At 29.8% G+C, this 22,977-nt stretch carries 22 protein-coding genes, 2 tRNA genes and 1 pseudogene; 10 read left to right on the top strand and 15 right to left on the bottom strand.

Annotation, left to right across the window (positions count from 1 at the left end):
* Positions 1-200: 200 nt before the first annotated feature.
* Positions 201-620: a universal stress protein gene (locus K4897_RS07060; RefSeq protein ID WP_019264790.1), complete on the bottom strand. Its 420-nt coding sequence runs from the start codon at positions 618-620 to the stop codon at positions 201-203.
* 87 nt (positions 621-707) lie between these two features.
* A complete protein-coding gene (locus K4897_RS07055) occupies positions 708-1,334 on the bottom strand; it encodes an acyltransferase family protein (protein WP_250415829.1) in 627 nt (208 codons plus the stop codon).
* 124 nt (positions 1,335-1,458) lie between these two features.
* Between K4897_RS07055 and K4897_RS07050 the strand changes: the two genes are divergently transcribed.
* Positions 1,459-1,824 (top strand): helix-turn-helix transcriptional regulator, encoded by a 366-nt coding sequence (locus K4897_RS07050; protein ID WP_250415827.1) that lies wholly within the window; start codon positions 1,459-1,461, stop codon positions 1,822-1,824.
* Between the two features lie 38 nt (positions 1,825-1,862).
* Here K4897_RS07050 and gdhA read toward each other — a convergent pair whose 3' ends face one another.
* Positions 1,863-3,197 (bottom strand): NADP-specific glutamate dehydrogenase, encoded by a 1,335-nt coding sequence (gene gdhA, locus K4897_RS07045; protein ID WP_019264794.1) that lies wholly within the window; start codon positions 3,195-3,197, stop codon positions 1,863-1,865.
* A 467-nt stretch (positions 3,198-3,664) separates the two neighbouring features.
* Between gdhA and K4897_RS07040 the strand changes: the two genes are divergently transcribed.
* Positions 3,665-3,952, top strand: a complete 288-nt coding sequence (locus tag K4897_RS07040) for a hypothetical protein (protein ID WP_250415825.1) — start codon at positions 3,665-3,667, stop codon at positions 3,950-3,952.
* Positions 3,953-3,975: 23 nt separating this feature from the next.
* Here K4897_RS07040 and prf1 read toward each other — a convergent pair whose 3' ends face one another.
* Entirely contained in the window at positions 3,976-5,214 is a 1,239-nt protein-coding gene (gene prf1 / locus K4897_RS07035) for a peptide chain release factor aRF-1 (protein ID WP_019264796.1), read from the bottom strand.
* A gap of 113 nt (positions 5,215-5,327) precedes the next feature.
* Here prf1 and K4897_RS07030 point away from each other — a divergent pair, with 113 nt between their 5' ends.
* Positions 5,328-5,855 carry a zinc ribbon domain-containing protein gene (locus K4897_RS07030; protein WP_019266635.1) on the top strand — a complete coding sequence of 176 codons (528 nt, stop codon included), beginning with the start codon at positions 5,328-5,330 and terminating at the stop codon, positions 5,853-5,855.
* Here K4897_RS07030 and rimI read toward each other — a convergent pair.
* Positions 5,845-6,282, bottom strand: a complete 438-nt coding sequence (gene rimI / locus K4897_RS07025; RefSeq protein ID WP_250415823.1) for a ribosomal protein S18-alanine N-acetyltransferase — start codon at positions 6,280-6,282, stop codon at positions 5,845-5,847. The two genes, K4897_RS07030 and rimI, sit on opposite strands and share 11 nt — an antisense overlap.
* A 76-nt stretch (positions 6,283-6,358) precedes the next feature.
* Here rimI and K4897_RS07020 point away from each other — a divergent pair, with 76 nt between their 5' ends.
* From K4897_RS07020 to cobK, 3 genes are read left to right on the top strand one after another with little or no spacing between them, the layout of a single operon-like run.
* Positions 6,359-6,745 carry a UPF0146 family protein gene (locus K4897_RS07020; RefSeq protein ID WP_250415821.1) on the top strand — a complete coding sequence of 129 codons (387 nt, stop codon included), beginning with the start codon at positions 6,359-6,361 and terminating at the stop codon, positions 6,743-6,745.
* 9 nt (positions 6,746-6,754) lie between these two features.
* Positions 6,755-9,211, top strand: coding sequence for a calcium-translocating P-type ATPase, PMCA-type (locus K4897_RS07015; protein ID WP_250415819.1), 2,457 nt, complete (start codon positions 6,755-6,757; stop codon positions 9,209-9,211).
* Positions 9,208-10,002, top strand: a complete 795-nt coding sequence (gene cobK / locus K4897_RS07010; RefSeq protein ID WP_019267856.1) for a precorrin-6A reductase — start codon at positions 9,208-9,210, stop codon at positions 10,000-10,002. The genes K4897_RS07015 and cobK overlap by 4 nt, the downstream gene beginning before the upstream one ends.
* Before the next feature lie 11 nt (positions 10,003-10,013).
* Here the strand turns inward: cobK and K4897_RS07005 are convergent.
* From K4897_RS07005 to K4897_RS06975, 7 genes are all read right to left on the bottom strand, one after another.
* Positions 10,014-10,096, bottom strand: a tRNA-Ser gene (locus tag K4897_RS07005).
* Positions 10,097-10,150: 54 nt separating this feature from the next.
* Positions 10,151-10,233, bottom strand: a tRNA-Ser gene (locus tag K4897_RS07000).
* Between the two features lie 37 nt (positions 10,234-10,270).
* Positions 10,271-10,579 (bottom strand): 30S ribosomal protein S10, encoded by a 309-nt coding sequence (gene rpsJ, locus K4897_RS06995; RefSeq protein WP_004033033.1) that lies wholly within the window; start codon positions 10,577-10,579, stop codon positions 10,271-10,273.
* A gap of 67 nt (positions 10,580-10,646) precedes the next feature.
* Positions 10,647-11,888: a translation elongation factor EF-1 subunit alpha gene (tuf, locus tag K4897_RS06990; protein ID WP_049780201.1), complete on the bottom strand. Its 1,242-nt coding sequence runs from the start codon at positions 11,886-11,888 to the stop codon at positions 10,647-10,649.
* A 151-nt stretch (positions 11,889-12,039) separates the two neighbouring features.
* Positions 12,040-14,232 (bottom strand): elongation factor EF-2, encoded by a 2,193-nt coding sequence (locus K4897_RS06985; protein ID WP_019264803.1) that lies wholly within the window; start codon positions 14,230-14,232, stop codon positions 12,040-12,042.
* A gap of 24 nt (positions 14,233-14,256) precedes the next feature.
* Positions 14,257-14,817 (bottom strand): 30S ribosomal protein S7, encoded by a 561-nt coding sequence (locus K4897_RS06980; protein WP_004033030.1) that lies wholly within the window; start codon positions 14,815-14,817, stop codon positions 14,257-14,259.
* Positions 14,818-14,830: 13 nt separating this feature from the next.
* The gene (locus K4897_RS06975; RefSeq protein WP_004033029.1) at positions 14,831-15,256 is read right to left on the bottom strand and encodes a 30S ribosomal protein S12; all 426 of its coding nucleotides are present in this window, start codon (positions 15,254-15,256) and stop codon (positions 14,831-14,833) included.
* A gap of 1,170 nt (positions 15,257-16,426) precedes the next feature.
* Here K4897_RS06975 and K4897_RS06970 point away from each other — a divergent pair.
* The 4 genes and pseudogenes from K4897_RS06970 to K4897_RS09160 all read left to right on the top strand — a co-directional run bounded on the left by K4897_RS06970 (position 16,427) and on the right by K4897_RS09160 (position 20,955).
* Positions 16,427-17,017 carry a transposase gene (locus K4897_RS06970; RefSeq protein ID WP_250415818.1) on the top strand — a complete coding sequence of 197 codons (591 nt, stop codon included), beginning with the start codon at positions 16,427-16,429 and terminating at the stop codon, positions 17,015-17,017.
* A 646-nt stretch (positions 17,018-17,663) separates the two neighbouring features.
* Positions 17,664-19,226, top strand: a complete 1,563-nt coding sequence (locus K4897_RS06965) for a flippase (protein ID WP_250415817.1) — start codon at positions 17,664-17,666, stop codon at positions 19,224-19,226.
* Positions 19,227-19,460: 234 nt separating this feature from the next.
* Positions 19,461-20,672: pseudogene (locus K4897_RS06960) on the top strand (transposase).
* A gap of 79 nt (positions 20,673-20,751) precedes the next feature.
* Positions 20,752-20,955, top strand: coding sequence for a hypothetical protein (locus tag K4897_RS09160; RefSeq protein ID WP_331865170.1), 204 nt, complete (start codon positions 20,752-20,754; stop codon positions 20,953-20,955).
* Positions 20,956-21,015: 60 nt separating this feature from the next.
* Here K4897_RS09160 and K4897_RS06955 read toward each other — a convergent pair whose 3' ends face one another.
* The 3 genes from K4897_RS06955 to rpoA2 are packed head-to-tail and all read right to left on the bottom strand — an operon-like array spanning position 21,016 to position 22,976.
* Positions 21,016-21,447, bottom strand: coding sequence for a NusA-like transcription termination signal-binding factor (locus K4897_RS06955; RefSeq protein WP_004033026.1), 432 nt, complete (start codon positions 21,445-21,447; stop codon positions 21,016-21,018).
* Positions 21,448-21,453: 6 nt separating this feature from the next.
* Complete coding sequence (locus K4897_RS06950) at positions 21,454-21,753, bottom strand: 50S ribosomal protein L30e (RefSeq protein ID WP_004033025.1); 300 nt, start codon at positions 21,751-21,753, stop codon at positions 21,454-21,456.
* A gap of 8 nt (positions 21,754-21,761) precedes the next feature.
* On the bottom strand, positions 21,762-22,976 hold the full coding sequence (gene rpoA2, locus K4897_RS06945) for a DNA-directed RNA polymerase subunit A'' (RefSeq protein WP_019264806.1): 1,215 nt from the start codon (positions 22,974-22,976) through the stop codon (positions 21,762-21,764).
* Position 22,977 lies beyond the last annotated feature (1 nt).

The following is a 22,977-nucleotide window of genomic DNA, read 5'->3' as shown; positions in this document are numbered from 1 at the left end:
ATTAGAAAATTTATTAAAAAAAGAAACAGAACAAGTTTCAGCAGGATTAACATTATCTAAAAACAATAGCTTTTTTATTTAATCCTAGGAAATAAAAGCTAAATTAAAATAATTAAAAGAGTTAAGTTTAATCCTGTTAAAAACTATAATCCGTCACTTAACTCATTAAAAAAAATAAAACAGCTATGAAAAATAGCTACTTAATGTACTAATAAAACATCTTTTTTAAAAGAGTGAATAACCTTTTCAGCCACACTTCCAATAAAGAATTTTGTAACTCTACCTTTACCAGATGATGCAATAGCTATTAATTCAACATCTTCATCTTCTGCAACTCCAACAATAGTTTCTGCAGGAAAACCAACAAGAACTTTAGTTGTAATATTAAGATTTGGATCAAATTTAGCTTTCATTTTATCAACATTAAATTGGGCTTCATCTAAGAAAGACTGATTTAATTTATCAATATCATCTTTACTTTGGAATTGGTGTGGAGTTAATTCAGATGCAACTGATAAAATGATGATTTCACCACCTTCAGCAAGTAAATCTCCAACTTTTTCGACTTCTTTTTCCGCAGCTTCTGATCCATCAGTAGGAACTAAAATTTTTTTATACATAATTTTTCACCTCATGAAAAATGTTTAGTTCATGCATTTTTATTTTAATTTAAACTATTTAATAAATATTATGAAAATAATTTTTAACTACTGAACCACTTTATTAATTATAGGCATCTTTTTAATTAACAATACAATTATTACTGAGAGAATATACAAACAGAATGTCCCTAAAATTCTATAAATTAAATTTGTTTGGGCAAAAGGAAAAATAGTGTTAAAAATCGTGTACTTAATTTGAATATGAATTAAATAAACTCCCATAGTACAGCTAGCTAACACAGCTACACTTTTTTCATTTAATTTATCCCATGAAATATTTTTAATTAATAGAAAAACACTTACTGCTAAAAATACACTTAACAGGGAGGTGTAATCAAATAAATGATCAATTAACATGTTTGCATTTATTGACATGCAATAAGTATATCCATAACGAATTATTACAGATAATATCCCAATAATATAGATAATAATCCTTTTTACTCTAGACACATCCATTACAGACAATAAATAACCTAATATCACAAATATCAAATATCCATTTATTTCAATGAAATTACTGGCTATTTCAGGAATTGTAAATCCAAATATATTACTTAATGGAATCAAAATTGATTTAAACATAGCTATAACTATAACAATTCCCCACAAGATATTTCTACCTTCTTTATTTTCAGTTAATGGAGATAAAATTGGAATTAAACAATACATAAATAAAAAAGAAAATGCTCGATTAAAAGAAATTTTAGAAGGAAAAAAAATAAAAGAGATAAATATTAAATTAAAAAAAGAAAATAAAGAACTAAAAAACGCAATAAAAAATAATGATAATGAAATGCTTTTTGATATCCCATTATGTACTATTATTGAGGATGAAGAAATAAGTGATGAAGAACTTGAAAAATTACTTGATGAGCTTGAAGATTTAACTGATGAAAAACAAGATATGGAAATCATTTCTTTATTATCCCGATCTAAAAAAAGATTAGAAGTCCTGGAATCTCTAAAAAATGAAAATAAAATTCCTTCAGTAATTAGTAAAGACATAAATGACAGCAGCCACCACATCTCAAAATATCTGAAAACATTGAAAGAATCTGGATTAGTGGTTTGTCTTAATGAAAATGATAAACGATACAGATATTACAGTATAACACCAAAAGGAACTAAATATCTTAATATTGTAAAAAATAAAAAATAAGAAAGCTATAAAATTAACTATAGCTAAATTAAATGAATCTAAACGATTCCTTGAGCATTCATTGCATCTACTACTTTTTCAAAACCAGCTATGTTTGCACCAACTACATAATTTTTCTCAAATCCGTAGGTTTTAGCTGCTTCATCAACATTAGCAAAGATATTTTCCATAATGACTTTAAGTCTTTTATCAACTTTATCAAAGTCCCATGAGAATCTTTGAGAGTTTTGAGCCATTTCTAATGCAGAAGTAGCTACTCCACCAGCATTGGAAGCTTTTCCTGGTCCAAATAATACATCATTGTCTTGTAAGTATTCAGTAGCTTCAATAGAAGTAGGCATGTTTGCACCTTCAGCAACTGCAACAACACCATTAGCTACTAACTGTTTAGCATCATCTAAAAGTAATTCGTTTTGAGTTGCACATGGAAGAGCAATATCACATTTAACAGACCATACACCTTTACCTTCATGATATTCTGCACTTGGTCTTGCTTCAGCATATTCAGTTAGTCTTGCACGTTTAACTTCTTTTACTTCTTTTAATAATTCTACATCAATTCCTTCAGGATCATAAATCCAACCGGTAGAATCAGAACAGGTTACAGGATTACCGCCTAATTGTTGTGCTTTTTCAATAGCATAAATAGCTACATTACCTGCACCAGACACTGCAATAGTTTTTCCTTTAATATCAATGTCATTTGCTTTTAACATTGCATCAGTAAAGTATAATAATCCGTATCCGGTAGCTTCAGTTCTTGCTAATGAACCACCATAAGATAATGCTTTACCAGTTAATACTCCTTCGGATAATCCTTTAATCCTTTTGTATTGACCATATAAGAAACCAATTTCTCTACCACCAACACCAATATCTCCTGCCGGAACATCAGTGTCTGCACCAATGTATTTGAATAATTCAGTCATGAAACTTTGACAAAATGCCATGATTTCCCTGTCAGATTTTCCTTTAGGATCAAAGTCTGAACCTCCTTTACCTCCACCAATTGCAAGGCCAGTTAAGGAGTTTTTGAAAATTTGTTCAAAACCTAAGAATTTAATAATACCTACATTTACGGAAGGGTGGAAACGTAATCCACCTTTGTAAGGTCCAATTGCACTATTGAATTGTACACGATATCCAGTATTTACTTGTACTTGTCCATTGTCATCTACCCATGGAACACGGAATTTTAATTGTCTTTCCGGGTTAACTAACCTTTCAAGAAGTGCATTCTTTTTATATTCTTCTTCATTTGCTTCAATAACAACCCTTAAAGATTCCAATACTTCTTTTACAGCCTGATGGAATTCTGGTTCAGAAGGGTTCTGTTTTACAGTTAATTCTATTACATCATCTACATAAGACATAATATTTCTCCTCCGTTAATTAAAATATATAATTACAGAATTTTCTAGAAATTGATTAAAAAATTCAAAAATCTATTTGAATAAATAATAATATTTTCTAAAAATTTCCAACACTTGTTCAGTGTATATCATTAAATAACATTCAGATTTTGACCTGGAATAACCAAGAATATTTAACAATATGATAATTACTATATATTTTCTATTATTAAAAACTTTCACTTTTCTAAATAAAAATAAAAAAATATTCAATACAATTAATAAATGAATTGGACAAAATCATATCTTTTCAAAAAAACAGTAGGTATTTATATAGTACTTTTTACATAATAATCTACGAAAACAGGTAAAAATCATTTTTTAGTAGACAAAAAATAAAAATAATGAATGATTTTTAAAGTTTTCCAAAAAATATCTTGCTAACTAAAAAAATATTCAAAAATTAAATAAAAAAAGAGAGAATCAAAATGGCTGTATATAAACCAACTGATGAATTAAAAATATCAAAATCCAAATATGACAAATTGAAAGAAGATTATTTAAAAAATCCAAAAACTACTTATTCACTTTATGCTAAATTCAATAAAGAATATCCTATGGATAAAAAAACATTTATTAAAATTATTGACAAAATTAGAATAGATGAAGGTGCAAATGCATTTAATCCAATTAAAAAAACAAAAAGAGCAAATAATCCATTTAGCTATCATGATAAACATCCAGATAACTATGTTTGTATGGAATATTCAAAATAGAACCATAATGGAATTAAAAATATTTATCCAACATGGTATCTTAAAATAGCTGCAACTCCACCAAATGCTCTTAAGAGTTGCATACCCTCTTCAGTTTCTGTAGAAATAAGTTCCACTGCAGAATTCATTTCTTCAGCTTTTTCAACAAAATCTTCAATTAAAGTTTGTGAAGATTCTTCTTTTAAAGTTTCACCACAATTGGAACATGGTTTTTCAAGTTTATCTGCTTCACTCTGGGATTTGACTGTGATTTCCTCTTCACTGCCACAGCTAGGGCATTTAAAAACTTTACGCATTGAAGTTAAATCTTCAGATAACAATAATGTGTCAACTGCACCCATAATTAAGTTAGTTCTAACTTCCCTTTCACCATAAGATGCAAGTCCTTTGTCTTTAACTAGTTCATGCAAGAATTTTTGAACTACTTTTTTCTCCTGCATAACATCCAAATCATTTAGAATATCTGCAGATTTATCTATTACTTCCCTAATACCAAATTCTCCAGTATATGAAGTATCTACAGTAGCTATGATTTTATCTTTAATTTCATAGTTAAGATAATCCCCTTTTACAAATTCTTCTTTTGTAAAACCCGGACCTCCAATAATAACTCCTTCAAGTTCATCTAAAGCAAGGAAATCTTCATTCATGTGTTCCCCGATACGTTTTTTAAACTCGTGAGCAGCCAAATCAATTACACGATCAAACCTTCTTTGTGATTGACCTCCTGCTTTGTGTTTACCTGGAACACCACTAGTTAAATGATTTAAAATATTTACTTTTTTACCTCTTAAAGTAGCTATTGTAGCTTCTTTTCTGTCGATAACTGCCAAACCATAAGTTTCCCTTTCTTCAATCATGTATTCGAGAGGTTCTAAGAAAAACTCATTGTTACACTGATACCAGTAAGTTGTAATAGGTTCCGGAGGTTCAAAAACATAAGTTTCCATTTTTTCAGTTCCCGGACCACCTTTTGGAATCATACCAACAAAAAGAACCAAACCATTTTCAGGAGGTACTTTAAACAGTCTTATTCTTTGTAAAATTACTTCAATAGCCGATTGTACATTCTTTCTTGTTTGTTTACTTTTAATGTTAGCACTCTGACCGAGCTCATCCCTCATCTGTTTACCTACATCACTGAGTTGTTTATCATGAGGAATATAAACGGAAACAAGCTCTGTACCTCTACCTTTTTTCTCTGATAATTCTTTTAAAGTTTTTTTAAATTTATATAATTCTTTTGATGATACATCTGCCATTTTAATCCCTTAAATTAATATAATAATATATTTATGTAATTTCACCTTATAAATAATTAATGAAAGAACTTTAAATAGTATAAATACTAATTATTAATAACGAAGATGATAATATGGTTTTAAGAAGATGTCCAAAATGTCACTCAACATGTGATGACCAATACGGATTTTGTATCAAATGCGGATATGAATTCCCAAAAATAGCAGAAAATGAAAATGCTTGTCCTTACTGTGGATTTGCAAATCCTGATGAAGCTACATTTTGTGTTAAATGTGGTACTCCACTAATTTTCAAAAACCAGTTAAACGGAATTAACACAACATTAAATCCGATAGTTATTAAAAAAGAAATCAGCAAATCCGCCAGAGAACAAAAAGAATATAAACCTACCAGTAAAATAATCATTATTCTCGGTTATATCTTTTCTTTACTTGGGGGAATAATTGGAGTAATATTAGCTCTTTATCTTGCAACAAGAAAAGATCCGGTAGCTAAAAAACATGGATATATTCAATTAACTATTTTAGTATTATATGGAATTTTAATATTGACATTATACCTAACCGGAAATCTTGATTTAACCACTTTTAATAATGCTACACAAATGTTAAGTGGTAATTTAACCGGCATTAATCCATAATTGGCAGATACATTACCATAGCTCCATCACCATTATTGTAATAATGGGGAACTTTCCTATCTACTTCAAAATTAAATTTTTTATAAAATTCAATAGCTCCATGATTATTCTCATTTACTTCCAAAAGTATTTTATTTATTTTAAATAATGATAAAACAGTTATAGCTTTTGATAATAACTTTGTTCCTGCTTTTTTTCTTTGATAATCCTTATCAACAGCTAAAGAGATGATATGGCCTTCATTTTCATATTTAATCCAAAATAAGACATAACCTACAACATAACCTTCATCTTCAGCTACCAAAAAACCTGCACCAATATCATGCAACTGTTTAAACATGCTAAGTTCATAAGACTCGTCAAAAGACATCTTTTCTATTTCACAAACACGTTTTAAATCATTCGGAACAAATTCTCTAATTATCATCTATAAACCTATAATTTAAATTAATCTTGAAAGATTATATATCAATAAATAAATATATAATTTTTTAGGTTAAAAAATGTGGAATGATTTCGCAGAGTTCATTTTAACACAGGCAACTGAAAATCCGACAAAGATAGTGGAAATAGCTGTTGGAAAATTTGACGGAGTATACCAGTATTTAAAGAGAAATGAAAATATAGAAATTATCAAAACTGATATTTCACCAGATGATGATGAAGTAATAAAAGATGATATTACAAATCCTAATTTAGAGTTATATAAAAATGCTGATATTATCTACTCTATTCGCCCTCCAAGCGAATTACAGCCACATATAGAAAAATTATCTCAAAAAGTAAAGGGAACTTTCATTATAAAACCATTATGTAATGAAGATTTAAATATACGTTCCAAAAAAGCAAGATTAAAAAATTATAAAAAAGCAAGTTTTTACATATTATAGGTGTCTTTAATGGAAGAATTTTTAAAAAAATACCATACTTCAAAAGAAGGGCTGAATTCTAGTGAAGTAACAAAACGCCAAAATCAGAATGGTCTTAATGAATTAAAAGAAAAAAAGAAAAAAAGTCCAGTTATGCTCTTTTTAGAACAGTTCATTGATGTTTTAATAGCTCTACTTATTGTTGCGGCTATTGCGGCATATTTTGTTGGAGATGTTATTGATTCATGCGTAATTTTAATAGCTGTACTCTTAAATACAATAATCGGATTCATACAGGAATACCGTTCAGAAAAAGCAATTGAAATGCTTAAAAGTGTTACAACATCCCATGCAGTTGTTAGAAGAGAGGGACAAGTGCAAAAAATTGATGCAAAAGAACTGACTATTGGAGACATTGTAATTCTTGAAGAAGGAGATAAGATTCCCGCAGATTTAGTGCTGATTGAAACCAACAGACTGAAAGTTGACGAATCAAATTTGACCGGAGAATCTGTACCTGTTGAAAAATCTCCAAAAGAAGAAGCATATATGGATTCAAATGTAACTTTAGGAAACGGAGCGGGAATTGTAACTGCCATAGGTATGGATACATCAATAGGAAAAATAGCTGAAGTAATTCAGGAAGAAAAAGGAGCAACTCCCCTTCAAAAGAAAATGGACAAACTCGGAAAAACACTTTCAGTAATAGCTATTATTGTTTGTGTATTTATATTCATTTTTGAATTATTCAGAGGAATCCCTATTGTTGAAACATTTTTAACAGCAGTTTCACTTGCAGTAGCTGCCATACCTGAAGGTTTGCCTGCAGTTTTAACATTAACTTTAGCTTTAGGAATGCAGCAGTTAACCAAATCCAATGCAATTGTTCGCAGACTGCTTTCAGTAGAAACTTTAGGTTCATGTACAGTTATCTGCAGTGATAAAACAGGAACTTTAACTGAAAATAAAATGGCTGTTAGAGATGTATTTTTTTACAATAAAAGCAAATCTTTAGAAATCAATGCACTGTGTAACAATTCCACAATTAGAGATGGTAAAACTATTGGAGATCCTACAGACGGTGCTGTTTTAAAATACAGTCAGGAAAATAATTATTTTAAAGAGGATTTAGAGGAAAAATATCCCAGAGTTAATGAAATTCCATTAGACAGTAGTCGTAAAATGATGACTACCATACATGAAAATGGTGAAAAGTATTTGGTTCTCTCTAAAGGTGCACCAGAAATTATTATTGATAAATGTAAACACATAGATAACAATGGAAGTATTGAAATTCTTGATGATCCAGTAAAGGAAACACTAACTGAAAAAATAAATGAAATGAGTGATAAAGCTCTGAGAGTTTTAGGAATTGCATATAAAAATACAGCAGATATTGAAAATAATGCAGAAAATGATTTGATATTTACAGGACTTGTTGGAATAATTGATCCTCCAAAAGAAAATGTTGATAAATCAATAGCTGCATGTAAAAAAGCCGGAATTAAAGTAAGAATGATAACAGGAGACCATCTAAAAACAGCCTCAGCTATTGCCCGCGAAATTGGAATCCTGACAGACGGAAAAGTAATTGACGGTGAAACTCTGGATAAATTAAGTGATGAAGAGTACTTTGAGATAGTAGACGACATACAAGTTTATGCAAGAGTAAAACCAGAACAGAAAATGAGAATTGTTGAAACTTTAAAACAAAAAGGCGAAATTGTTTCAATGACTGGAGATGGTGTAAATGATGCTCCTGCACTTAAAAACGCATCTATAGGAGTTGCTATGGGATCAGGTACTGATGTTGCAAAAGAATCCGGAGATATGATTATTCAGGACGACAACTTTGAAACAATAGTAACTGCCATTCGTGAAGGACGTAAAATATACGACAATATTAAAAGATTTGTCAAATTTCAGGTATCAACAAATGTAGGAGCTATTTTAACAATTGTCGGAACAAGTATTTTCATGCTTCCTGTACCATTTAACCCTGTACAACTGCTCTGGATTAACATTGTAATGGATGGACCTCCTGCCCAAACTTTAGGAATGGAAGGCAGCGAAAGAAATATTATGACAAGACAGCCTGAAACAGGAGATATTCTGAATAAAAAGGTATTGATAAAAATATTTATTGCAGGTCTTGTAATGGCAATAGGTTCAATAGCACTGTTCAGCTACAAATTGGCAATTGGCGCAAGTCAAAAGCAGGCAATGACTGTAGCATTTACTTTATTTGTAATGTATCAGTTATTTAATGCATATAATTCAAAATCCAATTCAGATAAAAAAAGCACTTATCTTTATTTGGCTATTATAGCTTGTTTCATATTACAGATATTAATTGTATACATACCTGAACTGCAACTGATATTCAGAACAACCAGCATTGGAATTACAGACTGGATACTGATATTCATAATCGCAGCTACAATATTAGTGTCCAACAAAATAGCAAACAAAATTGTGGTAGAATGAAAAAACTAAACATCCTCCTTATTGGAGGAACAAAAGACGCAAGTAACATAACCAAACACATAAAAGAAAAATATGATTCATATATTCTGACTACAACAACTACAGAGTATGGATCAAAATTAGCTATTGAGTCCGGAAGTGATGACACAATAGCTAAACCACTTTTAAAAGATGAATTCATAACACTTATTGAAACTAATGAATTCAATCTTTTAATTGATGCAACTCATCCTTACGCATCACATATCACCCAAACTACTGTTAGCCTATCCAAATTATTTAACATAACATATATTCGCTTTGAAAGACCTCCATCAAACCTTGATAATGTTGACACATCAAGAGTTCATGAAGTAACTTCCCTTGATGAAGCTGGAAAATTAATAGCTAGTGATTTTACTTCCGGAAATGTACTGCATCTTGCAGGAGCAAATACTATGGAAGCTATTTTAAAATATGTTCCGGTAAACAGATTTTATGCAAGAATTTTAAAAGTTCCCAAATCTCTGGAAAAATGCAAATTGCTGAATGTTCCTGAAGAACATATCATAGAAATGAAAGGTACCTCCAGCTTAGAAGAAAACCTAAAAATAATTGAAGAAACACAAGCAAGTGTTATAATAACAAAAGAGAGTGGTGATATTGGAGGAGTAATCAATAAAATCAATGCTGCTAATTTAAAAGATATAGGTGTCATCATGTTAAAACGTCCAAAAATCAAAGATTTAAATAAGAAAGACATTGTTTCTAATTTAGATGAATTGGACGAAAAAATAAATAACTATTTTTAAATAAAAAAGAACGCCGAGACTGGGATTTGAACCCAGGCGGAGAAACTCCACAGGATTTCAAGTCCTGCGCCTTACCAGACTAGACTATCTCGGCAAATACACTATTAAAAAAAATTAGAAAAAAATATATAAAAAGTAAAAAAGATAACGCCGAGACTGGGATTTGAACCCAGGCGGAGAAACTCCACAGGATTTCAAGTCCTGCGCCTTACCAGACTAGACTATCTCGGCATAAAAACAGAAAAATATTTAGAAAAAATCTAAATATTTATCCTTTAAGTTCTATTTCAATACTTACATTATCAGGAACATTAACTTTCATGACTTGTCTCATAGCACGTTCGTCAGCACCAATTCCAACTAAACGTTTATGAATTCTAAGTTCCCATTTTTCCCAAGAAGCTTTTCCTTCTCCATCTGGAGATTTTCTTGTAGGTACTACTAATTTTTTAGTAGGTAATGGGATAGGACCAGACAAATCAACACCAGTTCTTTCAGCGATTTTTTTAAGTTGATCACAGACATAAGCCAATTTTTCCGGATCAGTTCCTGTAAGCTTAATTCTTGCTTGATGCATTATTATCCTCCAAAAATAAAAAATAAAGAAAGGAATAATCCTTTCTTTTAATTAACTACTTATAAATCTATTTAGCTGGGGTAACGTCAATACATAATCCAGCAGCAACAGTTTGACCCATATCCCTAATAGCGAATCTACCCATTTGAGGGATTTTTTTAGCGTTTTCGATTACCATAGGTTTGGTTGGTTTAACTTTTACGAATGCTGCGTTACCAGTTTTTAAGAAGTCAGGGTTTTCTTCAGCTACTTGACCAGTTGCAGGGTCTAATTTTGCAGTTAATTCTAAGAAAGTACATGCAACTTGAGAAGTGTGACAGTGGAATACAGGAGTGTATCCAACAGTGATTACACCAGGGTGTTGTAAAACAACAATTTGTGCATCAAATTCTTTAGCTACAGCAGGAGCATCATCTACGTGACCAGCTACGTCTCCTCTTCTGATATCGTTTTTACCTACACCTCTTACGTTAAATCCAATGTTGTCACCAGGTTCAGCAGTTTCAAAGGTTTCGTGGTGCATTTCGATAGATTTTACTTCTCCGGAAGCTCCAGCAGGTTCGAAGATTACGTTTTCTCCTTTTTTCATAACACCAGTTTCTACTCTTCCTACAGGTACAGTACCTACACCAGTAATGGAGTAAACATCTTGAATAGGAATCCTTAATGGTAAGGATACAGGTTTTTCAGGAGCTGCTAAATTATCTAAAGCTTGCATTAAAGTGTCACCTTTGTACCAGGAGGTGTTAGGACTTGCATCTTTAATGTTGTCTCCTTCAAATGCAGAAACAGGGATGAAAGGAACATTAGCAGGGTTGAATCCAACAGTTTTAATTAAAGCAGATACTTCGTCTTTTAATTCGTTGAATTTTGCTTCATCATAATCTACTAAATCAATTTTGTTGATTGCAACGATTAATTGGTTAATACCTAAAGTTTTGGATAAGAAAACGTGTTCTTTGGTTTGTGGCATTACACCGTCGTCTGCAGCTACTACTAATACACCAGCGTCTGCTTGGGAAGCACCAGTAATCATGTTTTTAACGAAGTCTCTGTGTCCAGGACAGTCTACAACAGTGTAGTCGTATTTTTTGGTAGAGAATTTTTGGTGAGCAAGGTCGATAGTTACTCCTCTTTCCCTTTCTTCTCCTAATTTGTCCATAACAAATCTGAATTTGTTTTCTCCGTCATCTAATTGTTGTTCAGCGATTGCACCTGCTTTTAATAACAAGTGTCCAACTAATGTGGATTTTCCGTGGTCAACGTGTCCGATAAATGCTAAATTAATATGTTCTTTAGTTTTTGCCATAATAATACCTCTTTTCGTATAAATCGAAATAACATTCATTAAGCTTATAATTTTAGCTTAATTTAAATTTTAATTATTCACATATAAATATGTAATGTTTTTTTCGTAATTTCAAATAAAAAATATAAAAAAATTAAAAATTAAATTTTAATTATCCTACATAATGTTCAGGACCATAAGGTTCTGGAGATAAGCCTTTTCTTTGCCTAATCTCTTTAACGATTTGATTTTGCATTTCACGTGGTAATCTTTCAAATCCAGACATTTCAGTAGACCATAAACATCTACCTTCAGCAGCGGATCTGATATCTCCAGCAAAACCAAACATTTCAGCTACAGGAACTTTAGATTCAATAGTAGCCATGTCTCCTTCTTGACCCATGTCAACTATTTGACCTCTTCTGTTTTGGATTTCCCTGGTACATGGACCCATGTAATCTTGTGGAGTGTTAATGAACACTTTTTGCATAGGTTCAAGTAAAGTAGGACCAGCAGACATCATAGATGCATAAATTGCATTTCTAATAGCTGGCAATACTTGTGCAGGTCCTCTGTGAACTGCATCTTCGTGAAGTTTTGCATCGTGAAGTTTGAATTTTAATCCCATAGCTATTTCTTTAGCTAAAGGTCCGTCATTAAGTGCAGATTCAAATCCTTCAATTAAAAGCTCTTTTACTTCATCTAAGTATTGGATACCACGAGTAGCATTAATGAATAAGCTTCTGTTGTAAACATCCCATACTTTTCTTGCTTCTTCTTTATCCAAACCGTATTCCATGAAGTCATTAGCAGATTCTTTACCTTTAACTTTACCTTCTTTGAGTTTTCCTTCTTGTAATGCTTTGAAAAGTTCATCTTCTAAAGGTTCAACAGTAATGTAGAATCTGTTATGTTTGTTTGGAGATTTACCTTCAACTTGTGGAGATAATTGAGATACAGTTTCTCTGTATACAACAATAGGTTCTGAAGTTTGGATTTCCACACCTTTTTCTTTAATTCTGTAACTGATAACTTCCAAGTGAAGTTCTCCCATACCTGAAACTAAGTGTTCACCGGTTTCTTCGTTAATTTCAACTTTAATGGTTGGGTCTTCTTTAGCTACTTGCCTTAATACTTCAATTAATTTTGGTAAATCTTTAGTATTTTTAGCTTCTACAGCAACTGTAACTACAGGTTCAGAAATATGATCTAATCCTTCAAACTCTTTGATTTTATCTTCAGGAGAACAGATGGTTTCCCCAGCGATTGCACCTTTTGCACCAGCAATATATACAATGTTACCTGCAGGTACAGCATCAGTGTTAACTCTTTCAGGTCCGAAGTATACACCTACTTGCTGAACTCTGGATTTGGAATGAGATCCAACTAAGTAAACTTCAGTACCTTTTTCAATTGATCCTCCGTAAACCCTACCGGTAGCAATTTCACCAGCATGTTTATCTACAGATACATTAGTAACCATTACAGCTAAAGGTCCGTCAGGACTTGTAGTAATCATACCTTGACCTGCAGGAGATTCAATGTCACCTTCCCAGATATTAGGTACCCTGTATTCCTGAGATACTTTAGGAGAAGGTAAGTGTTCTACTACCATACCAAGCAATACTTCAGATAATGGCACTTTTTGAGCTAATTCTTTTTGTTTATCTTCATTACAGTAATCAATGATGTCTTTGAAGTTAACTCCAGTTTCTTGCATCATTGGAACGTTAATAGCCCAATTGTGATAAGCTGAACCGAATGCTACACTACCATCAGTGAAATCAACAGCCCATTCTTCTTTTTTATCTTCAGGAGCCATATTTTTGATTAATTTGTTAGCTTCCATGTAAATGTTAATGAACCTTTTTTGTAATTCATCAGGTTCTAATTTTAACTCGTTGATTAATCTGTCAACTTTGTTAATGAACAAAACAGGTTTAACATTTTCTTTTAAAGCTTGTCTAAGTACAGTTTCAGTTTGAGGCATGATACCTTCAACAGCACAAACAACAACAACTGCACCATCTACAGCTCTCATAGCACGAGTTACATCCCCACCAAAGTCAACGTGACCTGGAGTATCAATTAAGTTGATTAAGTATTCTTCATCTTTGTAATTGTGAACCATTGATACGTTTGCTGCATCAATAGTAATACCACGTGCTTGTTCTTGTTCATCAAAATCTAAAAACCTTTGATCACCAGCAAGTTCTTCGGAAATCATTCCTGCACCTGCTAAAAGGTTATCGGATAATGTAGTTTTACCGTGGTCAATGTGAGCACAGATACCAATATTCCTGATGGAATCCGGTTTATACATTAAATCCTTAATTTTTGCAATCATTTTCTCTCTTCTACTCAAAGAAATCACCTTATATAAATATGATTAGTGTGCTGCTTTTGCAACTCTTTCTTTTTCTTCTTTTTTCTGTAAAGCAAAACTTCTGGAATCTTCTTCAGAAGCAAGAATTAATTCATCAGCTAAACATTCAGCAACAGATTTTCTGTTTTTAAATGCTGATTGTAAAGTTCCTCTAGTTAAAAATCCTAATGAAAGGTCTACCCTTCTTTGTGGAGAAATGTCCACTGCTACTTGGTATCCGATACCACCGTATTTAATACGAGTAGTTTCTTCACGAGGGGAAGTATTTTCAACTGCAGTAACTAAAACTTGAACAGGATTCTTTTTAGTTCTTTTGTTGATAATATCCAATGCATCTTTTACAATATTGTAAGCTTTGTTTTTCTTACCTGAGTTGATGTGAGTCCTCATGATTTTATTCATTAATCTTTCAATGATAGATACTTTAGATTTTGCAAACTGTCTTTTTACATGTCTACCTGAAGTGTGAGGAACAAGAGTTTCATCTAAGCAGATGTATTTTACTAAACCTAAATCTTCGATTTTGACTTCATCGAGTTCCCATTTATCAAATAATTTACTCATAAAAATACCATCCTTATCTTACAGGTTTTTCTATTTTTCCACTTACCATCTCGGATAAAGCTACGTTGTTAACTTTAGATACTTTCCAACGAACTCCAGGAATATCTCCCATAGATCTTCCAGATGGTCCACCAATTCCTTCAATCATAACTTCATCGTGCTCATCGATAAATCCAATAGCTCCGTCACCTGGTGCGAAAGCGGTTAATTGTTTACCGTTTTTGATTAATTGAACACGAACACATTTACGTATAGCAGAGTTAGGTTGTTTTGCTTCTATCCCTACTTTTTCGATTACAATTCCTCTAGCTTGAGGAGCTCCTTCGAGAGGGTCTGCTTTAACATCTAATCTTAAAGCTTTCCTTTTGTAATCTACATCTTTCCACTTAAAATTTTGTCTATTTTTTTTAAGTTTTTTTGCAGCAAAAAGTCCTGGCATAATATTTCCTCTAAACTTTTATTAAACATATCTAAGAATCCACCGCTGCGATTTATACAGCTAAAAATAGCTAATACAATCTAAATTCAAAGATATAACTAGTTAATAATATAATAATTAATTAGACAATTAAATTATCTAAAAATGAAGATATCATGATCTTTTATTGGAAGCATAGTAAAAAGCACACATAACTATGTTCCATTAATTGTCGATATCTTATGATGATTTATCTTTTTTAACATTAATAAAGGTATCTATTTTGACTTGTTGAAAGTCAGTTTTGATTAAATAAAAAAATATTTCAAAGATTTATTTGAATATTATTTCTTTGTTTTTATTGCTTATATTAGTTTTCATCTACATACAAAATAAACTCTATACTCTGTTTTTTAGAGCAGGTATTTTTGTTGTAACAAAAACATGAAAACTGAATTTTGCAATAGCTAATTTCAAAATTAAGATAAAGAAAAAACAATAAAATTAAAGTAAAAAAGAAAGAATTATGGGATTAACAATTGATTGTCATGAAAGAGAAATAAGAACATGTAGGAAAATGAAAAAAGCAGTAAAAAAAACAATGATGAATCATTAAATTACATTTTAAACAATAAAAAACCAAGTAAATCAACAATTTCTAAATTCAAAAATGAAAATGAATTATTGATTTCAGAATTCTTCTATTTTACAGTTAAAAAAGGACAAGAACTAAATTTAATATCAAATAAAGTAATTGAAATTGATGGAACTTTTTTAAAAGTAAACGCTGGAATAAACAATCGAGCCAGTTAAAAAGAAATAAAAATTATTGGAAAAAACAAGCAAAAAAATTCACTTCAAAAAGACCTTAAAAATTACTTTGAAAATAAAATTAAGACATCAAAAATCAATAAAATACTTAAAAAACTAAATAATCCCGCAAAAAAATTATTAGAACAAATCATAAATAAAAGACATATATTAGATTTTTTAAAAGAAATACAGACTTTTTACTCCTTAAAAACCAATTATGACATCAATTTAAGAGATCCTGAATCCAGATTCATAAATGATAAAAAAGGAATATATTGTTACAATTATAATTATCAAGTAGCAACAGACTCAAAAAACCAAATGATAATGTATAACACCGTAAATATTCAAAATAATGATTATGTACCATTAATAAACATGAATGAATCATCAATCATGAGTTTGGAAACAAAACCAGAATTTTTCACCATAGACAATGGATATTATACAGATAAGGCATTAGAATACTGTTTTAAACACAATATAAAAATAATAATTCCCGATAGAACTGAAGCAGAAAGAAAAAGCAATAGGCCAAAAAAGAAATATGCAAAATGCAAATTTACAGAAAATAGGGTAGAAAACTACTTCATTTGCCCAGAAGGAGTAAAATTACCTTTCAAAAATTATAGAAAAATAAATGAGCAATTACATAAAATATATTCAACAACCAAATGTAAACAATGCCCAAAACTAAAATCATGCACTTTTAGCAGAGTTAGAGAAATAACTGAAGTAGTAGACCCATATAAAGAAAAATTAAAAGATGATTACTTCTCTGATTATGGGCAAAAAATTTACAAAAAAAGAACACCCATAACTGAATCAATATTTGGCGTTTTAAAAACAGGACGAAATTACAACGGTTTAAAAAGATTGGGAAAACAAAAATGTATTATAAATTTAAATATTGAAACAACAGCCCATAATCTCAAAATAATTCATAAAAACATCATAGAAAAAAATTAAAAAAATGGGAGTTTTAGGACACATCCAAATAGTATTATTTTTGTTAAAAGTATTACTTTTTTAAATATGGGAATAAAAATAATAAAAATAATAAAAAACATGCAAAATTATTTTTAAAGAAAAAATAAGTAATTTAAATTGATTATTTTCTAAAATAAGTATATTTCAATTAAACCCATTAACTTTAATGAAAAAAAACAATCAAAACATAATTTTAAAATATTAACAAAACTTTTCTAAATGATAAAATCAATTGAATTAACTTAAAACTTGTTTAAATTTATATAAACATTAAATAAAAAATTATAAAATAATTAAATTTAAAATAAAACTATAATAACCTTGTTCATCTATACTAACAATTATATAGTTATTACTCTTTACTATCATTTAATTAATTATCATTCTTAATTAAACAATCAGTTAATCAAATAATGATTTGTTAAATGAAAAATAAATTATATCCCATTTAATACAAAATAAAGCTAATATATATTATTATGCGAATAGTAACATTGTTAGAAGCAAATAATAACTAAAAAATGAGTATTGTTTCCCCAATATTCATTTAAATTACATATTAGTTACAACTTGGTAATTAATAAAGCCAATTCTAGAACATTGTGTAGATTTATGAGCTGAAATTATGGTTAATAATTTTCTTAAAAATAATTTAGCTATTTTATTTGGAAATGTATTTTTTAAAATAGGTGGATATATATACAAATTTTTAATGGTTTATCTTCTAAACAACTATGCTTATGGTATTTTAACAATTATCTCTCCTTTTCAAAATATATTGCAAACATTAGCAGCAGGAGGATTGCCTCCAACCATAAGTAAATATGTGTCAGAATATAATGCTACAAATCAAAAAGAAAATTCCTATAAACTCATATTAGTTTCTATAAAAATTGCAATCTTATTAGGAATAACTTTTGGACTATTAATGATTTTTTTTATAGCACCTTTACTTGTTAAAATTTATAATAACAAATCACTATTACTACCTTTACAAATTATAGGTTTAATCGTCCCATTTAGTGCTATTGTAGGTGTATTTAGAGGAATATTTCAAGGAACATATGAAATGACACATATATTAACTAGTCGAGCTATTGAACAGATCACTATGATTTTATCAGCTATCGTATTAATTATACTTGGTTTTTCAGTTGTAGGTGCCATATTTGGTAGTGTAATTGGTTTTTTCTCTTCATTAATCTCAGTTATTATAATTTTACATAAATATTTTTTAGACGTCTTCCAAGGAATGTTAAAATTAAAAATGGATTTTAAAGAAGAAATAAAAATTGCTTATAAAATAATCTCATTTTCAATTCCAGTTATTTTAACTACAATTTCAGAAATAGGAATATACAGTATGACCACCACAATAATGCCTTTATTCATTACAATCTCTGAAGTTGGATATTTTGGAATAGCAGAACCTATTGCAAGACTACCCCTGATGATTTCTAATTCTTTAGCTACTACAATATTACCTGTAACATCTGAAATGTTTGCATCAAAAAATACAAATATACTTAAAAAATATATGTTTAATGCTTTAAGATATAACTTAATCATAATGGTACCAATATGTTTATTTATAATGATTTTTTCTAAAGAAGTATTGTTAGTGATGTTTTTCACCAAACCATTTTATTCAAAAGGTGCAAATGTTTTAACAATTTTAACATTAGGAATGTTTTTTTATTCCATATTTGCAATAACTTCAAGTATGATTCAAGGTGCAGGTAAACCAAAAAGTTCAATGTATCTTTTAATTGGAGGTTTTATCCAAATATTACTTTTAAGCTTTATATTCATCCCTTATTTTGGGGTAAATGGTGGTGCTATCTCCACTACATTAACAACAGCAACAATGACATTAATTTCATTAATCTATTTAAATAAACACATTTCCTTAAAATTTAACATGGGCCATTATTTAAAAATATTATTTGCTGGAATAATAATCACTATATTTTTATTAATTTTACCCAAAAACTTAATTGGATTCTACATAGGATTATTATTTTTATTCCCCATTTATTTAATCACATTAATGATTATAAAAGGATTTACAACAGATGATTTAAACATATTAATGAAAATTGAAAATAAAATACCATTTAAATTAACAATTATTAAAAAAATGATAATTAAAGGAACGGAAGTGAATTTTAATGAATATAGAAAATAAAATAATAACTACAATTGAAAATGCTAAACAAAATGTAGTTAAAATCACGACCTCAAAAAAGAAAGGTTTTTTAAAAAAAAGAGTCTGTAAAATTTTATAGGCTTATTTGTTTTTGAATTTTTTTACAGTTGAACTTTCATTTTGATGAAATTTCATTCTAATTTTTCTTTAATTTTAATATAAATGATTTAAAAATAGTAAATTACTTTAATAAGTGAGGACAAATAATGTTTTATGAGCAAACAAAACAAATCTGCCCTCAATAGTAATATAGACTTCATACAACTTAAACTTTATGATTTTTTTGATGAAAAAATTGATCAAGAAAAAATCATTTCAGAAAAGATTGAATAAAACACTTAATTTTGAAAATACTAATCATAAACTATTTTTAGATGAAAATAATACTTTTAAATATGATAATCCCATTTGTCCAGTTTGTGGAAGCCACAAAATAATCAAAAAAGGCACAATAAAGAAAAACAAACAAAATACTAATGGAAAAACAACAGAATTCAAAGAACAGCAATATCAATGCAAAAAATGTGGAAAAAAATTCTAAAATATACAATAATCCATTAATTGGTGAAAATAAACAATTTTTACAAGAAATAATGGATAAAATTCCAGGAATAATGAAAATAGGGTACCAATCACTTCATAAAAATAAGTAAATACTTTCATAATATTCCTTGGAATCAGAATATCTCATCAAACAATCAAGAACTGGTCTGACAAAAATCACGAAGAAAGCATCAGCAATGAAAAATTTGAATATTCTGGCTATTATTTATATGATGAGCAATTTTTAAGACTTAATGGAACTAGACACTACAGATTAACTTTATTTGATGCAATACTCAATATTCCAGTCACAGAACGAATAGTACGTCGCAGAATACCAAAAAACACGAAAAAATTTATCTTAGAATCAACAGAAAATAAACCATTCATTTGCCTAACAACCGATTTATTCCCACTGTATCGTAATGTAGCAGATGAAATAGGAGTAAAACATCAATTGTGCATATTTCATTTGTTTCAAACAATAAACCATAAAATTAAAAGTATATTGTAGAAGAAACAAGATTAATGGAAAACAAAGAGACCATATTTACGAAAATGCACAAGAATTAAAAAACTGTTTCAGACAAAAATCAAAAAAAGAAGCAATAGAACAATTTAAACAATATTTTACAAAAATATACAGCCATACCAGTTGTTTTAAAAGATTTCATAAGAAAACACATCATAAATCACTCCCACAGATACGTAGAATATCTTGATGATGAAAATATAGAAAAAACATCCAATAAAGTCGAAAATTACTACAGACAAACCAATCCTGAAAAAATAAAGAAAATATACAAAACCAAAAATGGAATCCTGACATTTTTAGACTATCAAATGCAATATTGGACTGAAAAACACATTAAAATCAAATAAGCCTATAAAATTTTACAGACTCAAAAAAAACAACAACAAATAAACTATGTGGTAGTGGCTTTTTTTAAAAAATAATTATATTATAACAAATACACATGTCGTAGAAAATACGGATAATTTAAAAATCGAATTAATAAATGGAAAAAAATACTCTCCCACAATTATTGGTAAAAATATCGATTATGATATTTGTATTCTAAAAATTAAACCATTTAAAATTGTTAAATTATTAAAATTTAATTCAAAAGATTTAAAAACAGGAAAAATAGTCATATTACAATAAAAAAGCAAAATAGATTTTCCATCTCATTTTAAAAAAGTAAAAATAAATAGCTAAATATAGCTATTTTAAAATAATATTGTTTATATTGTGTTGTCTTTTTGCAATTAACTTAGCTCTTTCAATATTGACACCGTTTTTACCGATAGCAATACGTTTGTTGGTATTATCTGCTGTAACAGTAGCTATTTTTTCACCTGATTCTTTCTGAAGTACTTTAACACCTTGTACTTCTGCAGGGGATAAAAGATTTTTAATAAATTGAATCGGATCGTCGGATAATTCAACGATTTCAATTCCTTTATCTACTGCTCTTTGAACTTTGGAAACAGTGCTTCCGCCTTTTCCAATAGCTAATCCCATATCACCGTTTTTCACGACAAATGTGACTTTACCATGTTCATCATCGATAATACAATCTTTAACCATTGCTCCAGTCATGTTTTCAAAAAGAGCTATGTATCTAATTTCATTTGCAGTGAATTTAATAGACATATGAATCTACCTCAAATCATCTAATATAGTAGAATCTCCTGGATCGTTAACGATTAATGTAGCAACTGTAAATGGTTTACCACAGACAGAACCCAATTCTACACTTGAACCTTCGTAAGTGTATGATGGGATATCTGAAAGATTTGTATAATATTCAACATCTTCAACAATATCTTTAGGAGTGTTTGCAGCAACAATTACAAGCTGACCTTTTCCTAATTTTAAAGATTGAATTGATTTTTCAGAGCCTAATGTCACATCACCAGTATCGACAGCTACCCTGATACTTCTATCTACGTCCATCATCTAGCCTCCTATTCATTTTTATTTGCCATTTTGACACCGATTGAACCGGTACCAAGAGGTATTGGTTGTCCAATAATAATATTTTCGATGATACCAGTTAAATCATCAACTTCACCGCGAATACTTGCACGAAGTAAATGTTTACCAGTTTCTTCAAAAGCTGCACGAGCTAAAACGCTTGATTTTTCACCACTAATACCATGTCTACCAATGGATTTTACTTCTCCTTCAGAAGTCATAATATCTGCAACTAACATAATGTGTCTAACATCAACACTAAGACCTTGGTTTTCAAGAGTATTTCTTGCTTCATTAATAATTGATTGACGAGCTGCTTCAATACCCAATACAGTTTCTATCTCATGAATGTCATTTGTAGTAGTTCTGTATGTGTCAATACCGTCCATAGAGAGAATATCCTTAAGATTAGAACCTTCAGTGTGCATAATCCATTCTCTTTCATCTTTACGGATAATGACTTTTCCAATGTCTTTAATACCACTTATCTGTAAATCACGGAATTTGTCTGCTAAAAGACGAAGCTCCCTAATTTCACGTTTTGGCGGTTCGACAACAATCTTGAGATTATCCTTTTTAATATCAGCTTTTTTAAAGTTTTTCTGAATTTTAGCAAGAATTTCCTCAAGATCAAGTCTTTTATCTTCAATTTTTCTTTCGTCTAAAACTGCTTCAACTTTCATATCCGCATAATTTAAACTGAAATCACTGAGAACATCGTTTACAGTACTTTTACCAATTTTATTAGCTAAAGTTTTAACGAATTCCTCATCCTGACGTTTTTCTTCAGTAAAGTAAATATCCATTGTTGGAGTAGCTATTTTTTTTCTTGCATCCACGATTTCAATAAGTCTTGGAAGACCTAATGTTACGTTTAATTCCATTACCCCTGCATAGTGAAAAGTACGCATAGTCATCTGAGTACCTGGTTCACCTACAGATTGTGCAGCTACTGTTCCAACAGCCTCACCAGCTTCAACATGAGCTCGTTCATAGGCAGTTTTAAGCTCTCCAATAAGCATATCTAACTCATCGTCAGATAAATGTCTGTTAACATAAGCAGATGCTAAATCATCCACATATTTTTCAGGGAATTTTACACGACTTGACGGGTCAACAATTCCGTTTTCAACAAATCTTGCATCAAAGTTTATTTCAGCTTTAAGTAAAGCATCTTCCACTTTTTTAATTATTGCATCATCCATA

Origin of the sequence: Methanobrevibacter sp. TLL-48-HuF1 (genome assembly GCF_023617305.1) — an archaeon.
GTDB classification, from domain to species: Archaea; Methanobacteriota; Methanobacteria; order Methanobacteriales; family Methanobacteriaceae; genus Methanocatella; species Methanocatella intestini.
The sequence above is the reverse complement of the archived record's forward strand: the minus strand, read 5'-3'. Positions and strand labels throughout refer to the sequence as shown.

Excerpts from the sequence above, each read along its gene's own strand:
- K4897_RS07020 (WP_250415821.1), top strand. The coding sequence starts at position 6,359 with ATGTGGAATGATTTCGCAGAGTTCATTTTAACACAGGCAACTGAAAAT.
- gdhA (WP_019264794.1), bottom strand. The coding sequence starts at position 3,197 with ATGTCTTATGTAGATGATGTAATAGAATTAACTGTAAAACAGAACCCT.
- prf1 (WP_019264796.1), bottom strand. The coding sequence starts at position 5,214 with ATGGCAGATGTATCATCAAAAGAATTATATAAATTTAAAAAAACTTTA.
- K4897_RS06955 (WP_004033026.1), bottom strand. The coding sequence starts at position 21,447 with ATGTCTATTAAATTCACTGCAAATGAAATTAGATACATAGCTCTTTTT.
- K4897_RS06965 (WP_250415817.1), top strand. The coding sequence starts at position 17,664 with ATGGTTAATAATTTTCTTAAAAATAATTTAGCTATTTTATTTGGAAAT.
- K4897_RS07055 (WP_250415829.1), bottom strand. The coding sequence starts at position 1,334 with ATGTATTGTTTAATTCCAATTTTATCTCCATTAACTGAAAATAAAGAA.
- cobK (WP_019267856.1), top strand. The coding sequence starts at position 9,208 with ATGAAAAAACTAAACATCCTCCTTATTGGAGGAACAAAAGACGCAAGT.
- rpsJ (WP_004033033.1), bottom strand. The coding sequence starts at position 10,579 with ATGCATCAAGCAAGAATTAAGCTTACAGGAACTGATCCGGAAAAATTG.
- rpoA2 (WP_019264806.1), bottom strand. The coding sequence starts at position 22,976 with ATGGATGATGCAATAATTAAAAAAGTGGAAGATGCTTTACTTAAAGCT.
- K4897_RS07060 (WP_019264790.1), bottom strand. The coding sequence starts at position 620 with ATGTATAAAAAAATTTTAGTTCCTACTGATGGATCAGAAGCTGCGGAA.
- K4897_RS07030 (WP_019266635.1), top strand. The coding sequence starts at position 5,328 with ATGGTTTTAAGAAGATGTCCAAAATGTCACTCAACATGTGATGACCAA.
- K4897_RS07050 (WP_250415827.1), top strand. The coding sequence starts at position 1,459 with ATGCTTTTTGATATCCCATTATGTACTATTATTGAGGATGAAGAAATA.
- K4897_RS06980 (WP_004033030.1), bottom strand. The coding sequence starts at position 14,817 with ATGAGTAAATTATTTGATAAATGGGAACTCGATGAAGTCAAAATCGAA.
- tuf (WP_049780201.1), bottom strand. The coding sequence starts at position 11,888 with ATGGCAAAAACTAAAGAACATATTAATTTAGCATTTATCGGACACGTT.
- rimI (WP_250415823.1), bottom strand. The coding sequence starts at position 6,282 with ATGATAATTAGAGAATTTGTTCCGAATGATTTAAAACGTGTTTGTGAA.
- K4897_RS07040 (WP_250415825.1), top strand. The coding sequence starts at position 3,665 with ATGGCTGTATATAAACCAACTGATGAATTAAAAATATCAAAATCCAAA.
- K4897_RS06950 (WP_004033025.1), bottom strand. The coding sequence starts at position 21,753 with ATGATGGACGTAGATAGAAGTATCAGGGTAGCTGTCGATACTGGTGAT.
- K4897_RS06970 (WP_250415818.1), top strand. The coding sequence starts at position 16,427 with ATGAATGAATCATCAATCATGAGTTTGGAAACAAAACCAGAATTTTTC.
- K4897_RS07015 (WP_250415819.1), top strand. The coding sequence starts at position 6,755 with ATGGAAGAATTTTTAAAAAAATACCATACTTCAAAAGAAGGGCTGAAT.
- K4897_RS06975 (WP_004033029.1), bottom strand. The coding sequence starts at position 15,256 with ATGCCAGGACTTTTTGCTGCAAAAAAACTTAAAAAAAATAGACAAAAT.